Here is a 12814-nt window from a genome sequence, read left to right on the forward strand (position 1 = left end):
GACCGGTACCGGCCCGCCCGGGTCGCCGCTGAGCTGGGCGACGCCCCGGGGCACCTCGGCGTGTCTGCGACACTGGATGAACCATGCCTAAGCCCGGAGAACTCACTTTCGTCGCGCCCCGCGGAGCCAAGAAGCCCCCGCGGCACCTCGCCGACCTCACGCCCGCCGAGCGCAAGGAAGCGGTCGCCGCGACCGGCGAGAAGCCGTTCCGCGCCCAGCAGCTCTCGCAGCACTACTTCGCGCGGTACGCGCACGACCCGGAGCAGTGGACCAACATCCCCGCCGGGTCCCGGGAGAAGCTCGCCGAGGCGCTGTTCCCCGACCTGATGTCCGTGGTCCGCCACATCAGCTGTGACGACGACACCACCCGTAAGACGCTGTGGAAGCTGCACGACGGGACGCTCGTCGAGTCCGTCCTGATGCGCTACCCCGAGCGCGTCACGATGTGCATCTCCTCCCAGGCCGGCTGCGGGATGAACTGCCCGTTCTGCGCCACCGGCCAGGCCGGCCTCGACCGCAACCTGTCGACCGCCGAGATCGTCCACCAGATCGTCGACGGCATGCGCGCCCTGCGCGACGGCGAGGTCCCCGGCGGTCCGGCCCGGCTCTCCAACATCGTCTTCATGGGCATGGGCGAGCCGCTCGCCAACTACAACCGTGTCGTCGGCGCGATCCGCCGCCTCACCGACCCCGAGCCGGACGGCCTCGGTCTCTCCCAGCGCGGGATCACCGTCTCCACCGTCGGGCTCGTCCCGGCGATGCTGCGCTTCTCCGACGAGGGCTTCAAGTGCCGCCTCGCGGTCTCGCTGCACGCCCCGGACGACGAGCTGCGCGACACCCTCGTCCCCGTCAACACCCGGTGGAACGTCCGCGAGGTGCTGGACGCCGCGTGGGAGTACGCGGAGAAGTCCGGCCGCCGCATCTCCATCGAGTACGCCCTCATCCGGGACATCAACGACCAGGCCTGGCGCGGTGACCTCCTCGGCCGGCTGCTCAAGGGCAAGCGGGTCCACGTCAACCTGATCCCGCTGAACCCGACGCCCGGCTCCAAGTGGACCGCCTCGCGCCCCGAGGACGAGAAGGCGTTCGTCGAAGCCATCGCGGCCCACGGCGTGCCCGTCACCGTCCGGGACACCCGCGGCCAGGAGATCGACGGGGCCTGCGGGCAGCTGGCGGCCTCCGAGCGCTGAGGGGCCGACGGCCTCACCCGTACCGGCCGGAAACCGCCGGTGTAGCCTGGGCGCGAAATCAACTTCATATTCCGACAGGGGAGCGCCACAGCGCTGAGAGTGCGGCACCGAGGACAGGTTGGCCGCAGACCCTCTGAACCTCGCCCGGGTCATTCCGGGTAGGAAGTTCGGACCTTACTCAAGCTGTTGCGCCCTGCCCGCTTCCGGTACGTCCGGTCGTGGGCGGGGCCGCGTCTCTTCCTGGTCACCTCCAGGAGGAATCACATGAACACCACCAAGAAGTACGCGTCGACCGCGCTCGCCGCGGTGCTCGGCGTCACCGTCCTCGCGGGCTGCGGCGGCTCCGACGACGCCTCGGCCGGATCCGGTGCGTCCAAGGGCAGCGGCTCCAAGACCGTCACCCTGGTCACCCACGACTCCTTCAACGCCTCGGAAGACGTGCTGAAGCAGTTCACCGAGGAGAGCGGCTACACCGTCCAGCTCCTCAAGAGCGGCGACGCCGGTGCCGCGCTCAACCAGGAGATCCTGACCAAGGGCTCCCCGCGCGGCGACGTCTTCTTCGGCGTCGACAACACCCTGCTCTCCCGCGCCCTCGACAACGGCCTCTTCACCGCGTACGAGGCCAAGGGCCTGGACCGGGTCCTGGCAGGCACCGAGCAGGACGGCCGGCACCGCGTGACGCCCGTCGACACCGGTGACATCTGCGTCAACTACGACAAGAAGTTCTTCGCCGACAAGAAGCTCGCGCCGCCGCAGACCTTCGAGGACCTGCTGAAGCCCGCGTACAGGAACCTCCTCGTCACCGAGAACGCGGCCACCTCCTCGCCCGGCCTCGGCTTCCTGCTCGGCACCGTCGCCACCCAGGGCGAGGACGGCTACGAGGCGTACTGGAAGAAGCTCAAGGCCAACGGCGTCAAGGTCGTCGACGGCTGGGAGCAGGCCTACAACGAGGAGTTCTCGGGCTCCGCGGGCGGCAGGAAGGCCAAGGCGGACCGGCCGCTCGTCGTCAGCTACGCCTCCAGCCCTCCCGTCGAGGTCCTCTACGCCGACCCGCAGCCCGAGGAGGCCCCCACCGGCGTCTCCACCGGGACCTGCTTCCGGCAGACCGAGTACGCCGGGCTGCTGAAGGGCGCGAAGAACGAGGCGGGCGGCAAGGCGCTGCTGGACTTCCTGATCAGCAAGACGTTCCAGGAGGACGTGCCGCTGAACATGTTCGTGAACCCGGTCGTGAAGGACGCGAAGCTGCCGGAGGTCTTCACCGAGTTCGGCGAGAGCGTCGACAAGCCGGCGACGGTGGCCCCGGAGAAGATCGCCGCCAACCGTGAGCAGTGGGTCCGGTCGTGGCACTCGCTCGTCGTGAAGTAGCCGGTCCCACCGGAGGAAGCGGGCGGCGCGGAGCGGCGGTACGGCTCGGCCTGATGGCCGTGCCCGTCGCGTTCTTCGCCGTCCTCTTCGCCTACCCCGTCGCCTCCATCGTCGGACGCGGGCTGAGGACGGACGGCGTCTGGCAGTTCGGGCGGATCGGCGACGTACTGTCCCGCCCGGACATCCTCGACGTCCTCTGGTTCACCACCTGGCAGGCCCTCGCCTCCACCGCGCTCACCCTGTTGATCGCCCTGCCCGGCGCGTACGTCTTCGCCCGCTTCGACTTTCCGGGCAAGCAGGTGCTGCGGGCGGTCGTCACCGTGCCGTTCGTGCTGCCCACCGTCGTCGTCGGCACCGCGTTCCTGGCACTGCTCGGGCGCGGTGGCTTCCTCGACGAGCTGTGGGGCGTACGGCTGGACACCACCGTGTGGGCGATCCTGCTCGCGCACGTCTTCTTCAACTACGCGGTGGTCGTACGGACGGTCGGCGGGCTCTGGTCCCAGCTGGACCCGCGCCAGGAGGAGGCCGCCCGGGTGCTGGGCGCCGGACGGTTCGCCGCCTGGCGGCGGGTGACGCTGCCCGCGCTCGGCCCGGCGGTGGCAGCCGCCGCGCTGATGGTCTTCCTCTTCACGTTCACCTCGTTCGGTGTCGTGCAGATCCTCGGCGGCCCCGCCTACTCCACCCTGGAGGTGGAGGTCTACCGCCAGACCGCCCAGCTCCTCGACCTGCCGACGGCCGCCGTGCTGACCCTGGTGCAGTTCGTGGCGGTCGGCGCGATCCTCGCCCTGCACGCCGTGACCGTACGCCGCCGGGAGCGCGCGCTGAAGCTCGTCGACCCGGCGCGGACCTCCCGCCGCCCGCACGGCGCCGGACAGTGGGCGCTGCTCGGCGGGGTGCTGCTCACCGCGCTGCTGCTCATCCTGCTGCCACTCGGCGTGCTGGTGGAGCGGTCGTTCGACGGACCGGAGGGTTATGGCCTCGGCTACTACGAGGCCCTTCAGTCGGCCGGCGGCACCGGCTCCACCTTCCTCGTACCGCCGCTGGAGGCGGTCGGCAACTCCCTCCGGTACGCGTTCGTCGCCACCCTCATCGCCCTGGCCGTCGGCGGACTCGCGGCGGCCGCCCTGACCCGGCGGGCGGGGCGGCTCGTACGCGGCTTCGACGCACTGCTGATGCTGCCGCTCGGAGTCTCGGCCGTCACCGTCGGTTTCGGCTTCCTCATCACCCTCGACAAGCCGCCGCTGGACCTGCGGACCTCCTGGATCCTGGTCCCGCTGGCCCAGGCGCTGGTCGGCGTTCCCTTCGTCGTACGAACCATGCTCCCCGTGCTCCGGGCGGTGGACGACCGGCTGCGCGAGGCCGCCGCCGTGCTGGGCGCGTCCCCGCTGCGGGCCTGGCGCGAGGTCGATCTGCCGCTGGTCCGGCGTGCGGTGCTCGTCGCGGCGGGATTCGCGTTCGCCGTGTCGCTCGGGGAGTTCGGCGCCACTGTCTTCATCGCCCGGCCCGACAACCCGACCCTGCCGGTCGCGGTCGCCCGGCTGCTGGGCCGGTCCGGGGAGCTCAACTACGGGCAGGCGATGGCCCTCAGCACGATCCTGATGCTGGTGTGCGCGGCCTCGCTGCTGCTCCTCGAACGCATCCGTACCGACCGATCCGGGGAGTTCTGACGCCATGCTGAGCCTGCAAGCCGCCACCGTCCGGTTCGGGGAGCGGACGGCCCTCGACGCGGTCGACCTGGAGGTCGCCGACCACCGCATCGTCTGCCTGCTCGGCCCCAGCGGCAGTGGGAAGTCCACCCTGCTGAGGGCCGTCGCCGGGCTCCAGCCCATGGACGGCGGCCGGGTGCTGCTGGCCGGCCGGGACCAGCGCGGCGTCCCGGTCCACCGGCGCGGCCTCGGCCTGATGTTCCAGGACCACCAGCTCTTCCCGCACCGCGATGTCGGCGCCAACGTCGCCTTCGGGCTGCGGATGCGCGGCACCGGGCGAGCGGAGTCCGAGCGCCGGGTCAGCGAGCTCCTCGACCTGGTCGGCCTGCCCGGCGCCGAACGCCGAGCCGTCGCCGCCCTCTCCGGCGGCGAACAGCAGCGCGTCGCCCTCGCCCGTGCCCTCGCCCCGAGCCCCAAGCTCCTCATGCTGGACGAACCCCTCGGCCAGCTGGACCGCAGCCTGCGCGAACGCCTCGTCATCGAGCTGCGCACCCTCTTCCAGGAGCTGGGTACGACGGTGCTCGCCGTCACCCACGACCAGGGCGAGGCGTTCGCGCTCGCCGACCGGGTCGTCGTGATGCGGGACGGCCGGATCGCTCAGGAGGGCAGCCCCCTGGACGTCTGGCAGAGCCCCGCCTCCGCGTTCGTCGCCCGCTTCCTCGGCTTCGACAACGTGACCCCGGCGACGGTCACCGGCCAGGCCGCCGCCACCGCCTGGGGCAAGGTCCCGGTCCCCGAGGGCTCCCCCCAGGGCGAGGCCGACCTCCTGGTCCGCCCCGCCGGGGTACTGATCGGCGCGGAGAAGGACGGCCTGCGCTGCACGGTCGGCGTACGCACGTTCCGCGGCAACCACGTGACCGTGCGGCTGACCCCGGAGAACGCGCCGGTGCTGGAGGCCGAGTGCGCCCTGCGGGACACCCCGGACGAGGGCGCGGTGGTCGGCGTCCGCTTCGCCGCGGCGGAGACGGTGGTGCTGGCGGGGGACCGGCACGACAGGGCAGCCCCCGACCGGCGCGACAGGACAGGACGCGGCGGGCCGGGCAAGCTGAAGGCGCAGCCATAGCCCCTCCGGGGGACCGCGACCACGAGACGAGGACCGGGACCATGAACGGTGGCACCCGCCAGGGCATCGACCTCACCCGTGTGCTGCACGCCCCGCAGCGCCGGGTCTTCGCCGCCTGGACGTCACCTGAGGACTTCGCGGCCTGGTACGGCGGCGAGGCCGATGTCCCGCTGGACCGGGTGTCGATGGACGTACGGCCCGGCGGCGCGTGGAGCCTGGTCATCGTGATGCCGGGCGTCGAGATGCCGTTCCACGGGGTGTACCGGGAGGTGTGCGAGCCGGACGGCCTGGTCTTCACCCTCAAGGACGGCTCGGCGCCCGAGGACGCGGAGGGCGAGACCGTCACGGTCACCTTCACCGATCTCGGCCACGCCACCACCGAACTGGCCTTCCAGCAGCGGGGCGGCAACCTCACGGCGGAGCAGTACGCGGCGGCCGAGGACGGCTGGGAGGCCTTCTTCGACGCCCTGACCGCCCGCCTCGCCAGCCACCCCTGAGCCCCTGCCCCCATCAGCCGCGCCCCCGCCGCCTACTTCGCCAGCGGCAGTGCCGCCAGTTCTGCGATCACCCAGGTCAGCGGGGCGAACAGGGCCAGCAGAGCCGCGGCCCGCAGTGCGGTCGCGGTGCGCAGGACCGAGGCCGGGGCGCCCATCCGCAGCAGTGCTTCGGTCGTGTGGGCGCGGGCCTGCTTCGCCTCCAGGGCAGAGGTCAGCAGCGTCGCCGCCGTACAGCCGAGGACCAGCAGCGCACCCAGTGCGGTGAGCGGTCCCCAGGGGCGCTCGTCGCCCCCGTACAGCACCGAGGCGGCGAACACCGCGGCGAACACAGCGCAGACGATGCCGAGCGGGCGGCCGATCCGGCGCGCCTCGTCCATCAGGACCCGGCCGGCCAGCAGCCGGGCACCACCGGGGCGCACCGCCTGAAGCGCCCGCCCGCACAGGTACGTCAGCCCGGGACCGGCCGCGGCCAGGCCGATCGCGGTGAGCGTCCACCCCGCCAGCACCGCGACCGGGGTCGCCTCGAACCGGCCCGGCAGCGGGAACGCGCTCCCGGCCCCCTCCCGGGACGCGTACGCCTCCACCGCCAGCCCCACGGCCACCAGCGCCACTCCCCAGGGAAGGCCGCTCGGCGCGGGGGCGGGCTCCGGGAGTTCCTCGGAGCCGAAGGTGTCCCGGGCCGGGTCGGGCCGGGACCGCAGCGCGAGCGCGCTCGCCGTCGTCGACGCCACCGGTACGAGGGCCAGCAGCATCAAGGCGGCGGCCAGCGGCAACGGGGTGCCCGCGCCGAGGAACTCCGCCGCGCCGCCGTCGAACGGCATCCCGGTCAGATCGCCCCGCAGATGCAGGAAGAAGAGCAGCGCCACCAGGGAGCCGAGCGTGGTGGAGATCGCGGTCGAGACGGCGGCCAGCGCCGAGAGCCGCACCGGGCCGAGGCCGACGGAGGAGAGGCCCGGCCGGGGGCGCGTGCTCGGGTCCGTACGGGCCACCGCGACGGCGAACTGCACGGTGGCGGCCAGCGGGATGAAGCACCACAGCAGCCGCAGCACCGAACCGGCGGACGCGGGGTGCGCGGCGGCGTACCCCAGGGAGCAGAGGAGCAGGAAGCCGACACCGGCGGAGGCGGCGGCCACGAGGAGCCGCCGGACCAGGACGAGGGGGTGGGTACCGCGGGCTAGACGGAGAGCGAGCACGCCGCGCTGCCCTCCGTGTCGGCCGGAACGCCGGGCAGGGCGACGGTGGCGACGCGGCGGCCGTCCAGCAGGGGCACGGTCCGGTCGGCGAGGGCGGCGACCTCGGCGTCATGGGTGGCCAGGACCACCGTGATGCCGTGCGAGCGGGCCGCGGCGGTCAGGGTGCGCAGGAGCTGGGAGCGCTCGGCCCGGTGCAGGGTCGCGGTGGGCTCGTCGGCGAAGACCACCGTCGGCCGGGCGCACAGGGCCCGGGCGACGGAGACCCGCTGGCGCTCGGCCTGGAGCAGGGCGTGCGGGCGCTTCTTGGCGAGCGGGGCGATGTCCAGGCGCTCCAGCCACTCGGTGGCGGCCTTCTTGGCGGCCCGGTGCGATGCGCCGCGCAGCAGCAGCGGCAGCGCCGCGTTCTCCCAGGTGGTGAGCTCGGGGACGAGCTCCGGGTCGGCGCCGATCCAGCCGAACCGTTCCCTCCGCAGCCGCTCACGGACCCGCGGGGCCATCGTGTGCACGGGGACGCTGTTGAACCAGACCTCGCCCTGCTCGGGCACCAGCCGGCCCGACAGACAGTGCAGCAGGGTCGTCTTCCCGCTGCCGCGCGGGCCGGTCACAGCCAGGATCTCGGCGTCGCGGACGGAGACGGAGACACCGCCGAGACCGGGCGATCCGTTGTGGGAGTGGTGCAGGGAACGCGCCCAGATCACGTCGTTGTCCGGCGGGGCCACCATGGCGTACACCTCGGTTCGGATGAGTTTTCCCGTTCCCCCGTACGGGGGAACGAGGACGCGGCCGATCGGTCACTGGGCACCGTAGATAGTCGGACCGGTGAGTACGGACAGCACGCGGCCCGGACGCTCCCCTTCTCACTCGAAAGGGCGCATCCGGGCCGGGTGGACCGTATGAAATGACCGCTGAATGATGATCATCCGGCGTTCACGGGGGTGGTCAGAGCTTCGTCCACGCCTCCGTCAGCACGGCACGCAGGATGCCCTCGATCTCGTCGAACGTCGACTGGTCCGAGATCAGCGGCGGCGCGAGCTGGACGACCGGGTCGCCGCGGTCGTCGGCCCGGCAGTACAGGCCGTTGTCGTACAGCGCCTTGGAGAGGAAGCCGTACAGGACGCGCTCGGTCTCCTCGTCGGTGAACGTCTCCTTGGTGGCCTTGTCCTTCACCAGCTCGATGCCGTAGAAGAAGCCGTTGCCGCGGACGTCACCGACGATCGGCAGATCGTGCAGCTTCTGCAGCGTGGTGAGGAAGGCGTTCTCGTTGTCCAGGACGTGCTGCGTGAGGTTCTCGCGCTCGAAGATGTCCAGGTTGGCGAGGCCGACCGCCGCGGAGACCGGGTGGCCGCCGAAGGTGTAGCCGTGCAGGAAGGTGTTGCCGCCCTGGTAGAAGGGCTCGGCGATCCGGTCCGAGACGATGCAGGCACCGATCGGGGAGTAGCCGGAGGTCATGCCCTTCGCGCAGGTGATCATGTCCGGTACGTAACCGAACTTGTCGCAGGCGAAGATCGTGCCGAGGCGGCCGAAGGCGCAGATGACCTCGTCCGATACGAGCAGCACGTCGTACTTGTCGCAGATCTCGCGGACCCGCTGGAAGTAGCCGGGCGGCGGCGGGAAGCAGCCGCCCGCGTTCTGCACGGGCTCCAGGAAGACCGCGGCGACGGTCTCCGGACCCTCGAAGAGGATCTCCTGCTCGATCTGGTCGGCGGCCCAGCGGCCGAAGGCCACCGGGTCGTCGCCGAAGAGCGGGGCGCGGTAGATGTTGGTGTTCGGCACCTTGTGCGCGCCGGGCACCAGCGGCTCGAAGGGGGCCTTGAGCGCCGGGAGTCCGGTGATGGACAGGGCGCCCTGCGGGGTGCCGTGGTAGGCGACGGCACGCGAGATGACCTTGTACTTGGTCGGCTGGCCCTTGAGCTTGAAGTACTGCTTGGCCAGCTTCCAGGCGGTCTCGACGGCCTCGCCGCCACCGGTGGTGAAGAAGACCTTGTTGAGGTCGCCCGGGGCGTAGTCGGCGAGACGCTCGGCCAGCTCCACGGCCTTCGGGTGGGCGTAGGACCACACCGGGAAGAAGGCGAGCTCCTGGCCCTGCTTGTACGCCGTCTCGGCGAGCTCGTGACGGCCGTGGCCGGCGTTGACCACGAACAGGCCGGAGAGGCCGTCGAGGTAGCGCTTGCCCTGGTCGTCGAAGATGTAGGTTCCCTCGCCACGCACGATGGTGGGAACGGGTGCGTTCTCGTAGTCCGACATGCGGGTGAAGTGCATCCACAGGTGGTCGTACGCGGTTCGGCTGAGGTCCTTGCTCACGGCTATCGGGTTCCCCACATGTAGGTCTGCTTCTTGAGCTTGAGGTAAACAAAGCTCTCGGTGGAGCGCACGCCGGGAATGGCCCGGATGCGTTTGTTGATCGTCTCCAGCAGGTGGTCGTCGTCCTCGCAGACGATCTCCACCATCAGGTCGAAGGAGCCCGCGGTCATCACCACGTACTCGCACTCGGCCATGGCCGACAGGGCTTCGGCCACCGGGTCGAGGTCGCCCTCGACATTGATGCCGACCATCGCCTGGCGCCGGAACCCCACGGTGAGCGGGTCCGTCACGGCCACGATCTGCATCACGCCCTGGTCGAGAAGCTTCTGGACGCGCTGGCGCACAGCCGCTTCGGAGAGGCCGACGGCCTTGCCGATCGCGGCGTACGGACGGCGTCCGTCCTCCTGGAGCTGCTCGATGATTGCGAGGGAGACGGCATCGACCGCCGGCGGCGATCCGTTCCCGGTCCTGGAGTCTGCGCTGCGACTTGCCACGCATCCACTCTGCACCGCACTCGTCTGTCTCGCAACCCCAGATCGATGAAATTCGTTGACTGAGTGCTCATTACCGACTGAATCCGAAGCTAGGGGTGGTTGCCTATGTCGAAAGCGTCACCGGAACGATTAGGGTGGACATCTCACCCATCGGACAGCCGACAGGAGGGGTGGTCATGACCACCGAGGTGCGCCGTCTGCGCAACTACATCAACGGGGAGTTCCGGGACGCCGCGGACGGGCGGACCATCGATGTGGTCAGCCCGGTGACGGAAGAGGTCTACGCGACCTCGCCGCTCTCCGGCCAGGCCGATGTCGATGCCGCCATGGAGGCCGCCGCGGCCGCCTTCCCGGCCTGGCGCGACACGACGCCCGCCGAGCGCCAGAAGGCCCTGCTGAAGATCGCGGACGCCTTCGAGGAGCGCGCGGAGGACCTGATCGCCGCCGAGTCGGAGAACACCGGCAAGCCGATCGGGCTCACCCGCAGCGAAGAGATCCCGCCGATGGTGGACCAGATCCGCTTCTTCGCCGGTGCCGCCCGTCTCCTGGAGGGCCGCTCGGCCGGCGAGTACATGGAGGGCCTGACCTCCATCGTGCGCCGCGAGCCCGTCGGCGTATGCGCGCAGGTCGCGCCGTGGAACTACCCGATGATGATGGCCGTGTGGAAGTTCGCCCCGGCGCTCGCCGCGGGCAACACCGTCGTGATCAAGCCGTCCGACACCACCCCGGCGTCGACCGTGCTGATGGCCGAGATCATGGGCCAGTTCCTGCCCAAGGGCGTCTTCAACGTCCTGTGCGGCGACCGGGACACCGGCCGCGCGATGGTGGAGCACCCGACCCCGGCGATGGCCTCCATCACCGGTTCGGTCCGGGCCGGCATCCAGGTCGCCGAGTCGGCCGCCAAGGACGTCAAGCGCGTCCACCTGGAGCTGGGCGGCAAGGCGCCCGTCGTCGTCTTCGAGGACGCCGACATCGCCAGGACCGTCGCGGGCGTCTCGGAGGCGGGCTTCTTCAACGCGGGCCAGGACTGTACGGCCGCGACCCGCGTCCTGGTCCACGAGTCGATCCACGACGAGTTCGTCACCGCGCTCGCCAAGGCCGCCGCGGACACGAAGACCGGGCAGCCCGACGACGAGGACGTGGCGTACGGACCGCTCAACAACGCCAACCAGCTCAAGCAGGTCAGCGGCTTCATCGACCGCCTCCCCGCCCACGCCAAGGTCGAGGCGGGCGGCCACCGGGTCGGCGACAAGGGCTACTTCTACGCCCCGACCGTCGTCTCCGGCCTCGAGCAGGACGACGAGATCATCCAGAACGAGGTCTTCGGGCCGGTCATCACGGTCCAGTCGTTCACCGACGAGGACCAGGCCGTCGCGTACGCCAACGGCGTCGAGTACGCGCTCGCCTCCTCGGTCTGGACGCAGAACCACTCCCGCGCCATGCGCATGTCCAAGAACCTCGACTTCGGCTGTGTGTGGATCAACACCCACATCCCGCTGGTCGCGGAGATGCCGCACGGCGGGTTCAAGAAGTCCGGCTACGGCAAGGACCTGTCGGCGTACGGCTTCGAGGACTACACCCGCGTCAAGCACGTCATGACGTCCATCGAGGACTGACCGCCGCGCACGCCGTACGGATACGGCCCCGGGCCCCGCGCCCGGGGCCGTTCCCGTATCCGGGCCCTGTACAGGGTGTGCGGAAGGGGCCCGTCCCGCTGGACGCTTGGTCCATTGCCCGCCGCCGTGGCCGAGGGGCATCCTGCGCGGGTGCGAGTGATCCCGAAGAACCCCATGTCCCGCCGTTCCCTGCTGCGCGCCCTCGGGGCGGGGGCGGCCGGGGCCGGCCTGGCCGGCTGCGGGGTGCCCGCCGCCTTCGTGGAGCCGGGGGAGCGGGCCGGGCGCGACAGCTCCGCCACCGACCACCGCCTCCACTTCGCCAACTGGCCGCTCTACATCGACACCGACGACGAGAACACCTCGAAGCGGCCCACCCTGGACGCCTTCACCGAACGGACCGGGATCTCCGTCACGTACACCGAGGAGATCAACGACAACGACGAGTTCTTCGGGAAGATCAGCCCGGCCCTGATGAACCGCCAGGAGACCGGGCGCGACCTGATCGTCATCAGCGACTGGATGGCCGCCCGCTTCGTCCGGCTGGGCTGGGTCCAGGAGATGGACCGGGCCAACCAGCCCAACGTGGCCAAGTACCTCGATCCGCAGCTCCGTTCGCCCGCGTTCGACGAGGGGCGGCGCCACAGCGTCCCCTGGCAGTCCGGGATCACCGGCATCGCGTACAACCGGAAGCGGCTCGGCCGCGAGATCCGCTCCACCCAGGACCTGTGGGCGGGCGATCTTCGCGGCAAGGTGACGCTGCTGTCCGGACTCGACGAGTCGTTCGCGCTGCTGATGCAGGGCGACGGCGTCGACATCACCCGGTGGACGGCCGACGACTTCCACACGATGTGCGAGCACGTCGAGAAGCGGGTCCGCTCCAAGCACATCCGCCGCTTCACCGGCAACGACTACATCAAGGACCTCTCCACCGGCGATGTGCTGGCCTGTCAGGCGTACTCCGGCGATGTCATCCAGCTCCGGGCGGACAACCCGGACATCGAGTTCGTCGTCCCCGAGGAGGGCGCCGAGCTGTGGGCGGAGTCGCTGATGATCCCCAACCTCGCCCGCCACAAGCGCAACGCGGAACGCCTCGTGGACCACTACTACGACCCCGAGATCGCCGCCGAACTCGCCACCTGGGTCAACTACGTCTGCCCGGTCCCCGCCGCCCGTGACGTCCTCGCCTCCTCGAAGGACGAGGAGACGGCCGCGCTCGCCGAGGATCCGCTGATCTTCCCCGACGACGCGATGCGCGAACGGCTCGCCATCGCGCGCGACATCACCTCCGAGGAGCGGACGGGCTTCGCCAAGAAGTGGAACGCCATCGTCGGGTTGTGAGCCCGTACCAGGGGCAGCCTGAAGAGCGCGTAAACGCGGGCATACGCTGCG

The 12814-nt window shown here is 70.9% G+C and carries 11 protein-coding genes and 1 riboswitch; of the genes, 7 read left to right on the plus strand and 4 right to left on the minus strand.

What is annotated here, in order from left to right; all coding sequences use genetic code 11:
• Positions 1-83 precede the first annotated feature (83 nt).
• From rlmN to D6270_RS25360, 5 genes are all read left to right on the plus strand, one after another.
• Positions 84-1190 (plus strand): dual-specificity RNA methyltransferase RlmN, encoded by a 1107-nt coding sequence (gene rlmN / locus D6270_RS25340; RefSeq protein ID WP_030569530.1) that lies wholly within the window; start codon positions 84-86, stop codon positions 1188-1190.
• A gap of 66 nt (positions 1191-1256) precedes the next feature.
• Positions 1257-1373, plus strand: a riboswitch (TPP riboswitch).
• Between the two features lie 81 nt (positions 1374-1454).
• Positions 1455-2555: a thiamine ABC transporter substrate-binding protein gene (locus D6270_RS25345; RefSeq protein ID WP_109163353.1), complete on the plus strand. Its 1101-nt coding sequence runs from the start codon at positions 1455-1457 to the stop codon at positions 2553-2555.
• A 53-nt stretch (positions 2556-2608) separates the two neighbouring features.
• Positions 2609-4222, plus strand: a complete 1614-nt coding sequence (locus D6270_RS25350) for an ABC transporter permease (RefSeq protein ID WP_109163352.1) — start codon at positions 2609-2611, stop codon at positions 4220-4222.
• 4 nt (positions 4223-4226) lie between these two features.
• Entirely contained in the window at positions 4227-5324 is a 1098-nt protein-coding gene (locus D6270_RS25355) for an ABC transporter ATP-binding protein (RefSeq protein WP_225976946.1), read from the plus strand.
• 41 nt (positions 5325-5365) lie between these two features.
• Positions 5366-5821 (plus strand): SRPBCC family protein, encoded by a 456-nt coding sequence (locus tag D6270_RS25360; RefSeq protein WP_109163351.1) that lies wholly within the window; start codon positions 5366-5368, stop codon positions 5819-5821.
• A 32-nt stretch (positions 5822-5853) separates the two neighbouring features.
• Here D6270_RS25360 and D6270_RS25365 read toward each other — a convergent pair whose 3' ends face one another.
• The 4 genes from D6270_RS25365 to D6270_RS25380 form a co-directional block, all read right to left on the minus strand.
• Positions 5854-7014: a hypothetical protein gene (locus tag D6270_RS25365; RefSeq protein WP_109163350.1), complete on the minus strand. Its 1161-nt coding sequence runs from the start codon at positions 7012-7014 to the stop codon at positions 5854-5856.
• On the minus strand, positions 6996-7736 hold the full coding sequence (locus D6270_RS25370; protein WP_109163349.1) for an ABC transporter ATP-binding protein: 741 nt from the start codon (positions 7734-7736) through the stop codon (positions 6996-6998). The genes D6270_RS25365 and D6270_RS25370 overlap by 19 nt, the downstream gene beginning before the upstream one ends.
• A 217-nt stretch (positions 7737-7953) precedes the next feature.
• Positions 7954-9333 carry an aspartate aminotransferase family protein gene (locus D6270_RS25375; RefSeq protein WP_109163348.1) on the minus strand — a complete coding sequence of 460 codons (1380 nt, stop codon included), beginning with the start codon at positions 9331-9333 and terminating at the stop codon, positions 7954-7956.
• Positions 9318-9809, minus strand: a complete 492-nt coding sequence (locus tag D6270_RS25380) for an Lrp/AsnC family transcriptional regulator (protein ID WP_031124496.1) — start codon at positions 9807-9809, stop codon at positions 9318-9320. Before D6270_RS25380 ends, D6270_RS25375 begins: the two co-directional genes overlap by 16 nt.
• 176 nt (positions 9810-9985) lie before the next feature.
• On the opposite strand from D6270_RS25380, the gene D6270_RS25385 reads away from it, so the two are divergent.
• The gene (locus tag D6270_RS25385; protein WP_109163347.1) at positions 9986-11425 is read left to right on the plus strand and encodes a gamma-aminobutyraldehyde dehydrogenase; all 1440 of its coding nucleotides are present in this window, start codon (positions 9986-9988) and stop codon (positions 11423-11425) included.
• A 174-nt stretch (positions 11426-11599) separates the two neighbouring features.
• Positions 11600-12763, plus strand: coding sequence for a polyamine ABC transporter substrate-binding protein (locus D6270_RS25390; protein ID WP_109163346.1), 1164 nt, complete (start codon positions 11600-11602; stop codon positions 12761-12763).
• Positions 12764-12814: the final 51 nt, after the last annotated feature.

The sequence above is a fragment of the Streptomyces griseus subsp. griseus genome, assembly GCF_003610995.1.
Classification (GTDB): domain Bacteria; phylum Actinomycetota; class Actinomycetes; order Streptomycetales; family Streptomycetaceae; genus Streptomyces.

What these genes read in the sequence shown, in the direction of transcription:
- rlmN (WP_030569530.1), top strand. Translation starts at nt 84, where the DNA reads ATGCCTAAGCCCGGAGAACTCACTTTCGTCGCGCCCCGCGGAGCCAAG.
- D6270_RS25345 (WP_109163353.1), top strand. Translation starts at nt 1,455, where the DNA reads ATGAACACCACCAAGAAGTACGCGTCGACCGCGCTCGCCGCGGTGCTC.
- D6270_RS25350 (WP_109163352.1), top strand. Translation starts at nt 2,609, where the DNA reads ATGGCCGTGCCCGTCGCGTTCTTCGCCGTCCTCTTCGCCTACCCCGTC.
- D6270_RS25355 (WP_225976946.1), top strand. Translation starts at nt 4,227, where the DNA reads ATGCTGAGCCTGCAAGCCGCCACCGTCCGGTTCGGGGAGCGGACGGCC.
- D6270_RS25360 (WP_109163351.1), top strand. Translation starts at nt 5,366, where the DNA reads ATGAACGGTGGCACCCGCCAGGGCATCGACCTCACCCGTGTGCTGCAC.
- D6270_RS25370 (WP_109163349.1), bottom strand. Translation starts at nt 7,736, where the DNA reads ATGGTGGCCCCGCCGGACAACGACGTGATCTGGGCGCGTTCCCTGCAC.
- D6270_RS25385 (WP_109163347.1), top strand. Translation starts at nt 9,986, where the DNA reads ATGACCACCGAGGTGCGCCGTCTGCGCAACTACATCAACGGGGAGTTC.
- D6270_RS25390 (WP_109163346.1), top strand. Translation starts at nt 11,600, where the DNA reads ATGTCCCGCCGTTCCCTGCTGCGCGCCCTCGGGGCGGGGGCGGCCGGG.